Annotated in this window: 16 protein-coding genes and 1 tRNA gene; 11 read left to right on the top strand and 6 right to left on the bottom strand. The window is 69.8% G+C overall.

All coding sequences use genetic code 11. The features are described from left to right. Nucleotides 1-66: 66 nt before the first annotated feature. Nucleotides 67-140: transfer RNA gene (locus H9L41_RS23585), tRNA-Gly, on the bottom strand. A gap of 116 nt (nucleotides 141-256) precedes the next feature. On the opposite strand from H9L41_RS23585, the gene H9L41_RS23580 reads away from it, so the two are divergent. Further along, complete coding sequence (locus H9L41_RS23580; RefSeq protein WP_028447375.1) at nucleotides 257-850, top strand: hypothetical protein; 594 nt, start codon at nucleotides 257-259, stop codon at nucleotides 848-850. 75 nt (nucleotides 851-925) lie between these two features. Here the strand turns inward: H9L41_RS23580 and H9L41_RS23575 are convergent, their stop codons facing one another. Then, nucleotides 926-2,416: a YifB family Mg chelatase-like AAA ATPase gene (locus H9L41_RS23575; protein WP_028447376.1), complete on the bottom strand. Its 1,491-nt coding sequence runs from the start codon at nucleotides 2,414-2,416 to the stop codon at nucleotides 926-928. Nucleotides 2,417-2,640: 224 nt separating this feature from the next. Here H9L41_RS23575 and H9L41_RS23570 point away from each other — a divergent pair, with 224 nt between their 5' ends. After that, nucleotides 2,641-3,696 carry a sensor histidine kinase gene (locus H9L41_RS23570; protein WP_051319273.1) on the top strand — a complete coding sequence of 352 codons (1,056 nt, stop codon included), beginning with the start codon at nucleotides 2,641-2,643 and terminating at the stop codon, nucleotides 3,694-3,696. Then, complete coding sequence (locus tag H9L41_RS23565; RefSeq protein ID WP_028447377.1) at nucleotides 3,662-4,426, top strand: LytR/AlgR family response regulator transcription factor; 765 nt, start codon at nucleotides 3,662-3,664, stop codon at nucleotides 4,424-4,426. The genes H9L41_RS23570 and H9L41_RS23565 overlap by 35 nt, the downstream gene beginning before the upstream one ends. 64 nt (nucleotides 4,427-4,490) lie before the next feature. On the opposite strand, the gene H9L41_RS23560 is transcribed toward H9L41_RS23565, so the two are convergent. Both H9L41_RS23560 and H9L41_RS23555 read right to left on the bottom strand, forming a co-directional pair. Then, a complete protein-coding gene (locus H9L41_RS23560) occupies nucleotides 4,491-4,997 on the bottom strand; it encodes an alpha/beta fold hydrolase (protein WP_187523614.1) in 507 nt (168 codons plus the stop codon). Continuing rightward, on the bottom strand, nucleotides 4,994-5,488 hold the full coding sequence (locus H9L41_RS23555; RefSeq protein WP_187523613.1) for an alpha/beta fold hydrolase: 495 nt from the start codon (nucleotides 5,486-5,488) through the stop codon (nucleotides 4,994-4,996). The genes H9L41_RS23560 and H9L41_RS23555 overlap by 4 nt, the downstream gene beginning before the upstream one ends. An 87-nt stretch (nucleotides 5,489-5,575) precedes the next feature. Between H9L41_RS23555 and H9L41_RS23550 the strand changes: the two genes are divergently transcribed. Both H9L41_RS23550 and H9L41_RS23545 read left to right on the top strand, forming a co-directional pair. After that, a complete protein-coding gene (locus H9L41_RS23550) occupies nucleotides 5,576-6,493 on the top strand; it encodes an alpha/beta hydrolase (protein ID WP_028447378.1) in 918 nt (305 codons plus the stop codon). A 4-nt stretch (nucleotides 6,494-6,497) separates the two neighbouring features. Further along, the gene (locus H9L41_RS23545) at nucleotides 6,498-7,373 is read left to right on the top strand and encodes a GNAT family N-acetyltransferase (RefSeq protein WP_028447379.1); all 876 of its coding nucleotides are present in this window, start codon (nucleotides 6,498-6,500) and stop codon (nucleotides 7,371-7,373) included. On the opposite strand, the gene H9L41_RS23540 is transcribed toward H9L41_RS23545, so the two are convergent. Next, nucleotides 7,357-8,802: a cryptochrome/photolyase family protein gene (locus H9L41_RS23540; RefSeq protein ID WP_051319275.1), complete on the bottom strand. Its 1,446-nt coding sequence runs from the start codon at nucleotides 8,800-8,802 to the stop codon at nucleotides 7,357-7,359. The two genes, H9L41_RS23545 and H9L41_RS23540, sit on opposite strands and share 17 nt — an antisense overlap. 74 nt (nucleotides 8,803-8,876) lie before the next feature. Here H9L41_RS23540 and H9L41_RS23535 point away from each other — a divergent pair, with 74 nt between their 5' ends. The 6 genes from H9L41_RS23535 (at nucleotide 8,877) to H9L41_RS23510 (ending at nucleotide 13,765) form a co-directional block, all read left to right on the top strand. Beyond that, on the top strand, nucleotides 8,877-9,437 hold the full coding sequence (locus H9L41_RS23535; protein WP_028447381.1) for a YqgE/AlgH family protein: 561 nt from the start codon (nucleotides 8,877-8,879) through the stop codon (nucleotides 9,435-9,437). A 4-nt stretch (nucleotides 9,438-9,441) separates the two neighbouring features. Next, a complete protein-coding gene (gene ruvX, locus H9L41_RS23530) occupies nucleotides 9,442-9,873 on the top strand; it encodes a Holliday junction resolvase RuvX (protein ID WP_028447382.1) in 432 nt (143 codons plus the stop codon). A 78-nt stretch (nucleotides 9,874-9,951) separates the two neighbouring features. Continuing rightward, nucleotides 9,952-10,905, top strand: a complete 954-nt coding sequence (locus tag H9L41_RS23525; protein WP_028447383.1) for an aspartate carbamoyltransferase catalytic subunit — start codon at nucleotides 9,952-9,954, stop codon at nucleotides 10,903-10,905. Beyond that, nucleotides 10,902-12,191: a dihydroorotase gene (locus tag H9L41_RS23520; RefSeq protein ID WP_028447384.1), complete on the top strand. Its 1,290-nt coding sequence runs from the start codon at nucleotides 10,902-10,904 to the stop codon at nucleotides 12,189-12,191. Before H9L41_RS23525 ends, H9L41_RS23520 begins: the two co-directional genes overlap by 4 nt. 73 nt (nucleotides 12,192-12,264) lie before the next feature. After that, nucleotides 12,265-12,528, top strand: a complete 264-nt coding sequence (locus H9L41_RS23515) for an acyl-CoA-binding protein (RefSeq protein WP_028447385.1) — start codon at nucleotides 12,265-12,267, stop codon at nucleotides 12,526-12,528. A gap of 238 nt (nucleotides 12,529-12,766) precedes the next feature. After that, the gene (locus tag H9L41_RS23510; protein ID WP_028447386.1) at nucleotides 12,767-13,765 is read left to right on the top strand and encodes a sulfate ABC transporter substrate-binding protein; all 999 of its coding nucleotides are present in this window, start codon (nucleotides 12,767-12,769) and stop codon (nucleotides 13,763-13,765) included. A gap of 81 nt (nucleotides 13,766-13,846) precedes the next feature. On the opposite strand, the gene H9L41_RS23505 is transcribed toward H9L41_RS23510, so the two are convergent. After that, on the bottom strand, nucleotides 13,847-14,668 hold the full coding sequence (locus H9L41_RS23505; protein WP_034607720.1) for an ABC transporter permease: 822 nt from the start codon (nucleotides 14,666-14,668) through the stop codon (nucleotides 13,847-13,849). Nucleotides 14,669-14,713: the final 45 nt, after the last annotated feature.

Here is a 14,713-nt window from a genome sequence, read left to right as displayed (position 1 = left end):
AGTTGCTTTACACCAGTGACTTGCAGCGCTTGTTGGACGTCAGTGGAATTCCTTGGATTGCTGCAGTGGAGCGGGCGATGGGAATCGAACCCACGGCTCTAGCTTGGGAAGCTAGGGTATTGCCATTATACGACGCCCGCTCGAGGCCGCAGATTCTAACGCCTTCGCGCGCTGCAAGCCAAGCCGGCGCCATTCGCTCTAGAATGCGGCTTCGCCGCAGGGGGCGGCGATACGAAAATTCCTGGGAGGGAAAAACATGTCCTGCAACATCTCGCTGCTGGCCGCGACCGCGCTGCTGCTGGCCGTGCCGGCCGCCTACGCCGAGTCGTCGGGCGTACCGCATCCCGGCCTGCGCTTCATGATGACCGCCGGCGTCTCGAAGGGCGGCGACAAGCTGACCACGGCCCAGTACACCGACGGCAGCCACGCCAACATCCAGGCCGGCGACCTGGCGCTGGTCGGCTTCGGCCTGCGCTGGCGCAAGCCCGAGTCGCGCTGGTCGGCCCAGTTGACCGCCAACTACCACTCCGACTGGGCCCAGGGCGAGAACGGCCGCATCGAGTTCAACCGCTATCCGATCGAGCTGCTCGCGCACTACCACTTCGCCGACGCCTTCTTCGCCGGCGGCGGGTTGCGCTACAGCACCGGCGGCAAGCTGCGCTTCAACATCGACGGCAACAAGGTCGAGTACAAGATGGACGGCAAGCCGGGCGCGGTGGCCGAACTGGGCTACTCGGTGCAGGACTCGCTGCTGCTGACGCTGCGCTACGTGGCCGAGCGCTACGAGGCCGAGAACGGCGCCGAGTTCGACGGCAACCATGTCGGCGTGAACGCTTCGCTGCTGTTCTGATCCCGCCCGGCCAGTCCGCCGGCCGAGTTCGGACCGATGCCCCGGCCAGCCGGGGCATCGTCGTTTCCGCCGCGGCTAGAGCGTGCGGCGGTACTGGATCGCCTCGGCCAGCTGGGCTGCGCCGATGCCGTCCTGGCCGGCCAGGTCGGCGATGGTGCGCGCCACGCGCAGGATGCGGTGATAGGCGCGGGCCGACAGGTCGAGCCGTTGCATCGCCTGGTCCAGCAAGGCCCGGCCGGCCGGCTCCAGCACGGCCAGCGCGTCGAGCTCGCGGCTGCCGAGCCGGGCGTTGTCCTTGCCCTGGCGGGCCAGCTGGCGCGCACGCGCGGCGTCGACGCGGGCGCGTACCCTGGCGCTGGGTTCGCCGGCTGCCGGCGCCGCCAGCTCGGCCGGGCCGACCGCCGGCACCTCGATGATCAGGTCGATGCGGTCGAGCAGCGGGCCGGACAGCTTGCCGACGTAGCGCGCCACCTGGTCCGGCGTGCAGCGGCAACGGCCGCTCGGGTGGCCGCGGTAGCCGCAGGGGCAGGGGTTCATCGCCGCCACCAGCAGGAAGGCGGCCGGGAATTCGGCCTGCCGCGCGGCACGCGAGATGACGATGCGGCGGTTCTCCAGCGGCTCGCGCAGCACTTCGAGCACCTTGCGGTCGAACTCGGGCAATTCGTCGAGGAACAGCACGCCGTGGTGAGCCAGGCTGATCTCGCCGGGGCGCGGATCGGGACCGCCGCCGACCAGCGCCACCGCCGAAGCGGTGTGATGCGGCTGGCGGAAGCTGCGGCGGCCGAAGCGCGCCGCGTCGAAGCCCTGCGAACCGAGCGACTGCAGCGCCGCCGCTTCGAGCGCCTGCTCCTGGCCCATGGCCGGCAAGAGGCCCGGCAGGCGGGCCGCCAGCATCGATTTACCGGTGCCGGGCGGGCCGACCATCAGCAGCGAGTGGCCGCCGGCCGCGGCGATCTCGAGGGCGCGCTTGGCCGGCTGCTGGCCCTTCACGTCGGCCAGGTCGGGATGGTCGTCGGCGCAGCGCAGCGGCTGCGGCAGGCTGCGCGGCAGCGAAACATGGCCGGCCAGGTGGGCGCACACCGCGGACAGGCTTTCGGCGCCGTGCACGCGGCTGTCGGCGATCAGCGCCGCTTCGGCCGCGCTGGCCTGCGGCAGGATGAAGCCGCGGCCGGCGCGGCTGGCGGCCAGCGACATCGCCAGCGCGCCGCGCACCGGCCGCAGTTCGCCGGTCAGCGCCAGTTCGCCGGCGAATTCATAGTGCTGCAGCGCCTCGGCCGGAATCTGGCCGGCGGCGGCCAGGATGCCGAGCGCGATCGGCAGGTCGAAACGGCCGGAATCCTTGGGCAGGTCGGCCGGCGCCAGGTTGACGGTGATGCGGCGGGCCGGGAATTCGAAGCGCGCGGTCTGGATCGCGGCGCGTACGCGGTCGCGCGCCTCCTTGACCTCGGCGTCGGGCAGGCCGACCACGGTGAAGCCCGGCAAACCGTTGGCCAGGTGGGCCTCGACCACCACCTGGGGCGCCGTCACGCCGTTGAGCGCGCGGCTGTGCAGGACGGCCAGCGACATCGCCTCCCCCCGTTCATTCGATTGATATCGTTATCACGCATTGATCGTAGATCACCGCGATCCGTTGCGGGCAAGGGACACGCCCTTGCCGCCGGCCAGCCGCCCAGTCCGCCCTGCTGCGCCGGCATCGCCTGGCTGTGCGGCTCCCGGCCACCGGCGAGGCTGTCTGTTGCGCGCAACATGCGGTTGTCATCGCGATCGGGGCGCTCCCTATAATGGCCGCCATGACCGCTCCGCTGCCGCCCGCCATCGCCGATCAACTGCCCGATACCCGCAACCTGGGCGTGCTGCTGCGCGTGCTGCTGACGGCCAACCTGGTGGCGCTGCTGATCGCGCTGGCGGCGGTGCCGAAGTTCGACGCGGCGCTGGCGCGCTTCGTCGAGGACGCGGCGCTGCTCGAACCGGCGCTGCTGCTGGTGATGGCCGCGCTGGCGCTGCTGCGCGATCCCCTGCGGCGCCTGCCCTATCGGCAGGGCACGCTGGCCTGCGTGGTGCTGGCCGCGCTCGGCGCGCTGGCGGTGCGTGCGATGCTGTCGCCGTTCTACCCGGCCGAGCCCGGCCAGGCCTGGCGCGCAGCCGGTTTCGCGGCAGTGCTGGCGGCCGGGCTGCTCGGCTATTTCCGGCTGCGCAGCCGGGCGCTGTCGCCGCTGCTCACCATCGCGCGGCTGCAGGCCCTGCAGGCGCGCATCCGGCCGCATTTCCTGTTCAACAGCCTCAACGCGGTGCTCAGCCTGATCCGCGGCGAGCCGCGCAAGGCCGAGCGCGCACTCGAGGACCTGGCCGACCTGTTCCGCGTCTTCATGGCCGAAAACCTCGAATTGAGCCCGCTCGGCCGCGAGGTGGAACTGGCCGGCCAGTACCTCGGCATCGAGGCGCTGCGGCTCGGCGAACGGCTGCGGGTCGAGTGGCATACCGAGAAAATGCCGCACGACGCGCTGATTCCGCCGCTCACGCTCCAGCCGCTTCTCGAAAACGCCGTCTATCATGGGATCGAGCCATCGATCAGTCCCGGCGTGATCACCATCAACATCTACCGGGCGCGCGACGAGGTGCACGTCGACATCCGCAACCCCTACTACCGGGAGGGCGGGCGGCACCACGCCGGCAACAAGATGGCCATGGGCAATATCCGCGAGCGCCTGATGCTGCATTTCGACGCGGAGGCCAGCCTGAAAACCACGGTCGGTAGCGACTATTATCAAGTCCATATCACGCTGCCCTACACGACGGGGAGAGACGTCCGCCATGCCCGCCACGCTCAGAGTATTTCTGGTCGATGACGAACCGCCGGCATTGAACCGGCTGCAAGACCTGTTGAACGACTGCCGCGCCACCGTGCCGCACGAGCTGGTCGGCACCGCCCAGACCGGGCCCGAGGCCATCGAGAAGCTGGTGCAGCACCCGGCCGACCTGGTGCTGACCGACATCAACATGCCCGGCATGAACGGGCTCGAACTGGCCCGCCACCTGGGCCGCCTGCACCATCGGCCGGCGGTGATCTTCTGCACCGCCTTCGACGAGTTCGCGGTGCAGGCCTTCGAGGTGCACGCGCTCGACTACCTGCTCAAGCCGATCCGGCAGGAGCGGCTGGAAGCGGCGCTGCTGCGCGCGCGCCAGCTGGTGCATCCGGGCCAGGACACGCTCGGCGCGCTGTCGTCGCAGGCGCGCCGCTACTTCAGCGTGGCCGAGCGCGGCCGGGTGCGGCTGGTGCCGGTCGAGACCGTGCTCTACCTCAAGGCCGAGCTCAAGTACGTGACGCTGCGCACGCGCGAGGCCGAGTTCCTGCTCGAGGAATCGCTGACCCAGCTCGAGGTCGAGTTCGGCGAACGCTTCCTGCGCATCCACCGCAACTGCCTGGTGGCGCGCGACAAGCTGCTCGGCTTCGAGCGCGGCCAGGACGAGGGCGACGGCCATTGGCTGGCGGTGATCGAGGGATGTCCCGAGAAGCTGCCGGTCAGCCGCCGGCAGGCCCACGTGGTGCGCGATTTCCGGCGCGGCGAAGCAGCGTAGGTCGATCGGCGGTAAAAAGGCGGACCATGGCGGTCCGCCTTTTTCTCGTCCCGCGCCCGGCGGTTCAGGCCGGCACGTCGTGGCTCGACGTTGCCGGCGCCTTGGTCGCCGGGCCGGGCGCGGCCGCGGCCGGCACGCTGCCGTCGGCGACGCCGGCCAGGAAGGCGCGGTAGACGCGCGCCGTCTCCGCCGGTTTCTCCAGCATCGGCACGTGGCCGCACGCTGGCAGGATGGCGACCTGGGCATGCGGGATGCCGGCCTTGAACAGCTGTACCGAGGAGATGTCGAGCACGCGGTCGTCGTCGCCCCACAGGATCAGCGTCGGCGCCTTGATCTGCGCCATGTGCTCGTCGAGCCAGACGCGTTCGCCGAAGATCTCCTGGAAGATCGCGTCCTGGTCGTCGGACACCAGGATGCGGTGGGCCGCCATGAAGCGCCGCAGATAGCCGGGCATCCAGGGCCGCTTGTGGTAGACCAGCTCGAGCACGCCGTGGAAATCGGCCGGCGAGCGCACCAGCAGCAGGTTGCGGCCGTCCAGCGCGGCGTCGTAGAACGGGCTGCGGGTGGTCATGTCGACGCCGGCCGCATTGAACAGGCCGAGCGTGGCGATCCGTTCCGGATAGGTCGCGGCGAAGGCGGCGGCGAGGTAGCCCCCATCGAGTTGCCGACCACGTGGAAACGGTCCAGGTGCAGCATCTCGACGAAATCCTTGAGGCGGGCGACCTGGGCTTCGAGCGAATACGACTTGCCCGGCAGGAAGCCGGTCTCGCCGAAGCCCGGCAGGTCGGGCACCAGGATGCGGAAGTCCCGCCGCAGCAGCGGCACCAGCCGGACCCAGTTGTCGCTGTCGCCGCCGAAGCCGTGCAAGAGCAGCAGCGGCGGGGCGTCGCGGCGGCCGCTCTCCTGGTAGACCAGCTCGAAGCCGTCGACGCCGATGCTGTGGCGCACATAGCCGGCGTGCCGGCGCAGAAGCTTGAGCGTGGCCTGCGCCCAACGCCTGCCGCCGATGCCCACGGTCAGCAACACGGCGCCCAAGACGCCCACGACGAGCCACCAGCTCATGGTTTATCCTCCCCTGTACGACGATCTGCCGCCGGCCGCGCCGGCAAGTCCGCAGACCCGTTCCATTCTAAGGCAGCCCCCACCGTCATGCAGATCGACTCGTTCCGCGCCGCCGACGGCGCCATGCTGACCCGCTACCACTGGCCGGCCGAAGCGCCGCGCCGCATCGTGGTGATCGCCCACGGCATGGCCGAGCACGCCGGCCGCTACGACGAATTCGCCCGCTTCCTCAACGGCCGCGGCTGCACGGTCTGGGCGCTCGACCACCGCGGCCACGGCGGCAGCGTGCAGGACGGCAAGCGCGGCCATTTCGCCGACCGCGACGGCTTCGAGCGCGTGATGGACGACCTCGCCGCGCTGATCGATCAGGCGCGCGCGGCCGATCCGTCGCTGCCGCTGGTGCTGCTGGGCCACAGCATGGGTTCCTTCGTCTCGCGCCTCCTGGTGCTGCGCCAGCCGCAGCTGGTCGATGGACTGGTGCTGTCGGCGCCGGGTTTCCGCCAGGCGCCGCTGGCCGGCCTGATGCGCAGGATCGCCGCCTGGGACGGCCGCCGCCGCGGCATGGCCACGCCTTCGCCCTTGATGGCGCGGCTGGTGTTCGGCACCTTCAACCTGCGCTTCATCCCGGCCCGCACCCCGTTCGACTGGCTCAGCCGCGACATGGCCACGGTCGATGCCTACATCGCCGACCGCGATTGCGGTTTCGACTGCACGCCGCAGCTGTGGCAGGACCTGTTCGGCGCCATCGTCGAGATGGAGCGGCTCGAGGCCGGCGCGGCGACGCTGCCGGCCGGGCTGCCGATCTGGCTGCTGGCCGGCACGCACGATCCGGTCAGCATGGGCGGCCGCGGCTGCCGCCAGCTGGCCGAACGCTACCGCGCGCTCGGGCTGGGCAAGGTCGAGGTCACGCTGTATCCGCGCGGCCGCCACGAGATGTTCAACGAAACCAATCGCGCCCAGGTCTGGCAGGAATTCGCCGGCTGGCTCGAACGCAGTGCCACGTGAAACCATGAACGAATTGCGCATCGCCAGCCTGGCCGAGGTCTCGCTCGAATGCCTGCACGGCGCCTTCGCCGAGGCCTTCGCCGATTACCTGGTGCCGCTGCGGCTCGACGCCGCCGGCCTCGGCGCGATGCTGCGCCGGCGTGGCTACGAGCCGGCGCTGTCGGCCATGGCCTGCGAGGACGAGCGCATCGTCGGTTTCCACCTGATCGGCCGCGGCGAATGGCGCGGCGCGGTCAGCGCCTACGACTGCGCCAGCGGCGTGATGCCCGACCGGCGCGGCCAGGGCCTCAGCGGCCGCCTGTTCGACTGGCTGCGGCCGCGCTGGCGCGAAGCCGGCATCGAGCAATGCGTGCTCGAGGTGATCGAGCGCAACGAAGCGGCGCGGCGCAGCTACCAGTCGGTCGGCTTCGAGCCGGTGCGCGAGTTCGAATGCCTGCAGCTCAACCTGCCGCTGAGCGCCGAATTGCCGGCCGACATCCTGCCGGCCGGCCGCGACGACAACCGCTGGCCCGACGAATACCTGCACTGGTTCGACTGGCTGCCGTCGTGGCAGAACAGCCCGCAGTCGCTGCTGCGCAGTCCGCAGCGCTTTCGCCGCATCCGTCTGCTGAACGGCGCCACGCCGGTCGCCATCGGCATGGTCAGCCCGGGCAGCGGCGAGGTGCCGCTGTTCGCGGTCCATCCCTGCTATCGCCGCCAGGGCCTGGGCCGCGCGCTGATCGGCGCCTTGCGCGCCGCCAGCCACCAGCCGCTGCGCTTCATCAACGTCGAGGCCGGCAGCCCGGCGGTGGCCTTCCTCGGCGCACTCGGCGCCGAATTCCAGCTGCGCCAGCTCGAGCTGGTCTGGCGCCTCGACCGTCCTTCTATTTCGCAGCCTTGAACAAGGCCAGCGCGCGCTCGCGCTGGACCGCGTGGTCGACCACCGGCAGCGGGTAGTCGACGCCGAGCCGCACGCCGGCCGCCGCCAGCTCGATCGGCTTGGCCTTCCACGGCGCATGCAGGGCGGCGTCGGGCAGCTTGGCCAGCTCGGGCAGGTAGCGGCGGATGAAACGGCCGGCCGGGTCGAATTTCTCCGACTGGGTGACCGGGTTGAAGATGCGGAAGTAGGGCTGCGCATCGCAGCCGGTGCCGGCGGCCCATTGCCAGCCGCCGTTGTTGGCGGCCAGATCGTAGTCGATCAGCTTGGCGGCGAAGTGCCGCTCGCCCCAGCGCCAGTCCACCAGCAGGTCCTTGACCAGGAAGCTGGCCGCCACCATGCGCAGCCGGTTGTGCATATAGCCGGTGTGCTCGAGCTGGCGCATCGCGGCGTCGACCAGTGGATAACCGGTGCGCCCCTCGCACCAGGCCGCGAACAGCGCCGGGTCGTTGGGGAAGGCCAGCCGGTCGTACTCGGGCCGGAACGCGTGCTCGACCACCTCGGGCCGGTGCCACAGCACCTGCTGGTAGAAATCGCGCCAGATCAGCTCGCCCAGCCAGCACAAGCTGCCCTCGTCGCCGCGGTGCCAGGCATAGGCCGCCAGCTGCCGCACCGACAGCGTGCCGAAGCGCAGATGCACGCTCAGGTAGGACACCCCCTTCACGCCTGGGTAGTCGCGCGCCTGGCGGTAATGCTCGATGCGGCCGGTGAAATCCTCGAACAGGGCGGCCGCCCCGTCCGCGCCGCCGCGCACGCCGAGCGCGGCCAGGTTGGTGCGCTCGAAGCCGAGTTCGCGCAGCGTCGGCATCAATTCCGGCGATCGCCGCGCCAGCGCCGCGCGGTAGCGCCGTACCGGGTAGGCCTGCAGGTAGAACGGGTCGAGCTTCTTCAGCCAGGCGTTCTTGTACGGCGTGAACACCGAGAACGGCCGGCCGTCGCCGGTCCTCACCTCGTCGCGCTCGAAGATCACCTGGTCCTTGCTGCTGTGGAAGGCGATGCCGAGACCGGCCAGCTCGGCCGCGACCCGGGCGTCGCGCGCGATCGCGGCCGGCTCGTAGTCGTGGTTGGCGAACACCGCCTGCGCGCCGAGCTCCGCCGCCAGCCGCGGGATCGCCTCGGCCGCATCGGCATGGCGCACCAGCAGGTCCGATCCCTCGGCCTGCAGCTCGGCCTTGAGCGCGGCGACGCTGTCGTGGATGAATTCGACGCGGCGGTCGTCGGCGGGCAACGGATCGAGGATCGCACGGTCGAACACGAACACCGGCGTGACCTGGCCGGCCTGGCGCAGCGCGTGGTAGAGCGCGGCGTGGTCGTCCAGCCGCAGGTCGCGCCGCAGCCAGACCAGCGCACGCGCATAGCGCGGTGTGATTTGTCCATTAAATGTATTGGTCATTCGCCGTGATACTAGCCGAAAGCCGGCGGCAGTCCAGCCGGCAAGGCCCGGATCGGTATGCGATAATTCACGCCATGGAGCCCATCAACCTCAGCCGACAGTTCCTGATCGCCATGCCCGCCATGGCCGACCCGATCTTCGCCAAGTCCCTGATCTTCGTGTGCGATCACAACGAGCAGGGCGCCATGGGCGTGATCGTCAACCGGCCGCTCGGCATGGACATGAAAACCCTGTTCCAGCAGGTCGACATCGAGTTGCGCCGCCAGGAACTGGCCGAGCAGCCGGTCTATTTCGGCGGCCCGGTGCAGACCGACCGCGGCTTCGTGCTGCACCAGCCGCTGGGCAACTGGCAGTCGACCATGGCGGTCGAGGACGACCTCGGCCTGACCACCTCCAAGGACGTGCTGCTGGCGGTCGGCGAAGGCGGCGGGCCGGACCGCATGTTCGTCTCGCTCGGCTATGCCGGCTGGGAGGCGGGCCAGCTCGAGGGCGAGATGTCGCAGAACGCCTGGCTGACCGTCGACGCCGACATCGAGGTGATCTTCGGCCTGCCGGCCGAGCAGCGCTACGAGGCGGCGATCAAGCTCCTGGGCATCGACATGGCGATGCTGTCCGATACCGCGGGACACGCCTGATCCCATGGCCCGCGCCGGCTACGTCCTCGCCTTCGATTTCGGCGAAGCCCGCATCGGCGTGGCCGGCGGCAGCGAGGAAACCGGCATCGCCACGCCGCTGGCGACCGTCGCCGGCGGCAGCAAGGACCAGGTCTTCGGCGCCGTCGGCCAGCTGATCGCCGAATGGCAGCCCGCCCGCCTGGTGGTCGGCCTGCCCAGCCACCTCGACGGCACCGAACACGAACTCACCCGCCTGGCCCGCACCTTCGGCAACCGGCTGAACGGCCGCTTCGGCCTGCCGGTCGCCTTCGTCGACGAGCGGCTGACCTCGGTCGAGGCCGAGGGCCTGCTGAGCGAGGCGCAGACCTTCGGCAAACGCCGCAAGGCCGCGCTCGACCAGGTGGCCGCCATGCGTATCCTGCAGGCCTGGTTCGACCAGCCGGAGGCGGCGCCATGACCGCCTCGACGACTTCCGGAACGACGATGCCCGGCCCAGGCAGGCCGGGCGTCGCCGCATAAAGCAAACGAGAACGCCATGTACAACCCACAACTCAACAGCCACGGCGAGCTGATCCACCTGCTCACCACCGAGGGGCTGCCGGCGCGCGTGCTGCGCCAGATCCTCGACCGCGCCGCCGGCTACGTCGCGGCCGGCGAACAGGGCGAGAAGAAGCACGACGACCTGGCCGGCAAGAGCGTGTTCAACCTGTTCTTCGAGAACTCGACGCGCACCCGCACCACCTTCGAGATCGCGCAGAAGCGGCTCAGCGCCGACGTGTTCAGCCTGAACATCCAGGCCAGCTCGACCGCCAAGGGCGAGACCCTGCTCGACACCATCCACAACCTCGAAGCGATGGGCGCCGACATGTTCGTGGTGCGCCATGCCGAATCGGGCGCGCCCTACCTGATCGCCAAGCATGTGCGGCCCGGCGTGGCGGTGGTCAACGCCGGCGACGGGCGCCACGCGCATCCGACCCAGGCGCTGCTGGACATGTACACCATCCGCCACTTCAAGGGCGACTTCCAGAACCTGACCGTGGCCATCGTCGGCGACATCCTGCATTCGCGCGTGGCGCGCTCGCAGATCCACGCGCTGACCACGCTCGGCGTGCCCGAGGTGCGGGTGGTCGGTCCGCGCACGCTGTTGCCGCGCGACGTCGAGCAGCTCGGCGTGCGTGTCTGCCACGGCCTCGAGGACGGCCTGCGCGATGCCGACGTGGTGATCGCGCTGCGGCTGCAGAACGAGCGCATGAACGGCGCGCTGCTGCCGAGCGCGCGCGAATTCAACCAGTGCTACGGCCTCAGCAGCGACAAGCTGGCGCTGGCCAAGCCCGACGCCATCGTGATGCACCCGGGCCCGATGAACCGCGGCGTGGAGATCGATTCGGCGGTGGCTGACGGCCCGCAGTCGGTCATCCTCGACCAGGTCACGTTCGGCATCGCGGTCCGCATGGCCGTGATGAGCATTCTGTCGGAGGCGCGCGCATGAACCGCAGCAGCATTCTCAACGGCCGGGTGATCGATCCGGCCAGCGGCCTGGACACCGTGGCCGACCTGCACCTGGCCGACGGCCGCATCGCCGCCATCGGCGCGGCGCCGGACGGCTTCGAGGGCGCGACGCGCATCGAGGCGGCCGGCCTGACCGTGATCCCCGGCCTGGTCGACCTCGCCGCGCGGCTGGGCGAGCCCGGCGGCGAGCACAAGCAGAAGCTGGCGCGCGAGCTGCGTGCCGCGGTGGCCGGCGGCGTCACCACCGTCTGCGCCATGCCCGACACCCATCCGGCGCTCGACGAGACCGGCCTGGTGCAGATGCTGCGCCAGCGCGCCGAGGCGCTCGGCCTCGCCCGCGTGCTGCCGCTCGGCGCGCTGACGCGCGGGCTCGAAGGCCAGGAGCTGACCGAGTTCGCCAAGCTGCGCGACGCCGGCTGCGTCGGCTTCAGCCAGGCCGACGCGCCGCTGTCCGACACCCGCGTGCTGTACCGCGCCATGCAGTACGCCGCCACTCACGGCATCGCGCTGCGGGTGCGGCCGCAGGACGCCCGGCTGGCCGCCGGCGGCGTCGCCCACGACGGCCAGGTCGCCTCGCGCCTGGGCTTGCCGGCGATCCCGACCGCGGCCGAGACGGTGGCGATCTCGACCATCGTGATCCTGATGAAGGACACCGGCGCGCGCATCCACCTCGAGCGCGTGTCGAGCCGCGAGGGCCTCGAAATGGTGGCCGCCGCGCGCGCCTACGGCCTGCCGCTCAGCTGCGACGTCGCCATCAACCACGTCCACCTGGCCGACGTCGACATCGGCTACTTCGACAGCAATATGCGGCTCAGCCCGCCGCTGCGCGGCGTGAGCGACCGCGATGCGATCCAGCATGCGCTGCTCGACGGCACGGTGGACGCGATCTGCTCCGACCACACCCCGGTCGGCAACGACGACAAGCTGCTGCCGTTCGGCGAGGCCAAGCCGGGCGCCAGCGGGCTGGAGCTGCTGCTGCCGCTGACGCTGGCCTGGGCCGAGCAGCGCCGCGTACCGCTGGCGCAGGCGCTGGCGCGCGTCACCTCGGCGCCGGCCGCGCTGCTGGGGCTGGATGCCGGCCGCATCGGCGTCGGCGCGCCGGCCGACCTGTGCCTGTTCGACCCGCACGCCGAGTGGCGCGTCGGGCCGGAAACGCTGCTCAGCAGCGGCAAGCACACGCCGTTTGCCGGCCTGTCGTTGCGTGGTAGAGTCCGCCATACCTTGGTCGGTGGCCGCCTGGCCCATACCGAACCGGGAGCAGCGTGAGTCTCACGCCAAGTTATCCGATCAGACCCGAGCAAGCCGATCCCCCGACTTCTGATTCAGTGAGGAACACGCCATGTCCGATATCGATGCGCAATTCAAGCAGGCCGCCGAAGACGTCACCCAGCTCTCCGAAGCGCCCGACAACTCGGTGAAACTCAAGCTGTACGCGCTGTACAAGCAGGCCAGCGAAGGCGACGTGAGCGGCGACAAGCCGTCGATGTTCGACTTCGTCGGCGCGGCCAAGTACAACGCCTGGGCCGAGCTCAAGGGCACCGACAGCGACGCCGCCAAGCAGAAGTACATCGACCTGGTCGAGGCGCTGAAGGCCAAGGAATAAGCTTCCTGCCGCGCGTACCGAGAAGGCCGGCCGCATACGCGGACCGGCCTTTTTTCACGTCTGTACCGAACGGCCGGGGCACCGTAGCCGAGCACCGCCGTGCTGTTTCCGCCCACGGCGGCAGCTTGCCTATTAATAATTTAACGGTATAAAAAGAGTAAATTTAATTCTTTTTTTGAATTTAAGCTCCGCGGCTAGAGTGGGCGTCACCAAAACCAACACCGCCGGAGCACCCCTCATGAAGCGCACCACTCTCGGCCTCGTCCTTGCCGCGGCCCTGCCCCTCTCGGCCCTGGCCGCCCAGATCGACCTGCTCAACGTCTCCTACGATCCGACGCGCGAGCTGTACCAGGACTTCAACAAGGCCTTCGCCGCCGACTGGAAGAAGAAGACCGGCGACGACGTGGTGGTCAAGCAGTCGCACGGCGGCTCGGGCAAGCAGGCGCGCTCGGTGATCGACGGGCTGGAGGCCGACGTGGTGACGCTGGCGCTGGCCGGCGACGTCGACGAGATCTCGGAAAAGGCCAAGCTCTTGCCGGCCGACTGGCAGAAGCGCCTCAAGCACAACAGCGCGCCCTACCAGTCGACCATCGTGTTCCTGGTGCGCAAGGGCAACCCCAAGCAGATCAAGGACTGGGCCGACCTGGTCAAGCCCGGCGTCGAGGTGATCACGCCGAACCCCAAGACCTCGGGCGGCGCGCGCTGGAACTACCTGGCGGCCTGGGGCTGGGCGCTCAAGCAGCCCGGCGGCAGCGAGGCGAAGGCCAAGGACTACGTGGCCCGGCTGTATAAGAACGTGAAGGTGCTCGACACCGGTGCGCGCGGCTCGACCGTGACCTTCGTCGAGCGCGGCATCGGCGACGTGCTGATCGCCTGGGAGAACGAGGCCTACCTGTCGGTGAAGGAGCTCGGTCCGGACAAGTTCGAGATCGTCACCCCGTCGGTGTCGATCCTGGCCGAGCCGACCGTCTCGCTGGTCGACAAGAATGCCGCCAAGCACGGCACCACCAAGGTGGCGCAGGCCTACCTCGACTACCTCTACACCCCGACCGGCCAGGAGATCGCGGCGCAGAACTACTACCGCCCGATCGACGCCACGGTGGCGGCCAAGTACGCCAAGCAGTTCGGCAAGGTGAACCTGTTCACCATCGACGCGGTGTTCGGCGGCTGGGGCAAGGTGCAGAAGGCCCACTTCGGCGACGGCGGCGTGTTCGACCAGATCTACGCCAGCAAGTGATGCGATGGGCGCCTGCGCGCCCGATGCGAAAGCCCGGCTCGCGAGCCGGGCTTTTTCGCGTCCGCCGATCCGGCCGGGCGGCTATTGCTGCGCCGTGCGCATCCGTTCGGCGCGGCCGCGCAACCATTCCAGCGCCAGCAGCAGCACGGTCGAGAAGACGATCAGCAGGGTCGCCACCGCGGCGATGGTCGGATTGATGTTCTCGCGGATGCCGCCGAACATCTGCCGCGGCAGCGTGGCCTGCTCGGGGCCGGCCAGGAACAGCGTCACCACCACCTCGTCGAAGGAGGTGGCGAAGGCGAACAGCGCACCCGAGATCACGCCGGGCGCGATGATCGGCAGCGTGACGCGGCGGAACACCGTCAGCGGATTGGCGCCCAGGCTGGCGGCGGCGCGGGTCAGGTTGTGGTTGTAGCCGGCCAGCGTGGCGGTCACGGTGATGACCACGAAGGGCACGCCGAGCGCGGCATGCACCAGGATCAGCGCCGCGTAGCCGTTGACCAGGCCCAGCGGGGCGTAGAACAGGTAGCTGCCGACGCCGACGATGACCACCGGCACCACCATGGGCGAGATCAGCACGCTCTGCAGCAGCGCCTTGCCGCGGAAATCGGCGCGGGTCAGGCCGACCGAGGCCGCGGTGCCGAGCACCATGGCGATCGCGGTGGCGGCCGGCGCCACGATCAGGCTGTTCTTCAGCGACAGCATCCACTCGGGCGATTCGAAGAAGGCCGCGTACCACTTGAGCGAGAAGCCGGTCAGCGGATAGAGCAGGAAGGAGCTCTCGTTGAACGACAGCGGCACGATGATCAGGATCGGCAGCAGCAGGAACAGCAGTACCGCGCCGCAGAACAGGCGGTGCAGGACCTGCCAGGCGCGTTCGATCGGGGAGGCGAAGGGGGGCATCGGGATGATCCTTCCGGGTCGCGGGAGACGGGTGGGCCTAGCCGG

The sequence above is a fragment of the Chitinimonas koreensis genome (assembly GCF_014353015.1).
Taxonomy (GTDB): Bacteria; Pseudomonadota; Gammaproteobacteria; order Burkholderiales; family Chitinimonadaceae; genus Chitinimonas; species Chitinimonas koreensis.
Note: the sequence above shows the minus strand (reverse complement) of the source record. Positions and strands in the feature narration are given on the sequence as shown.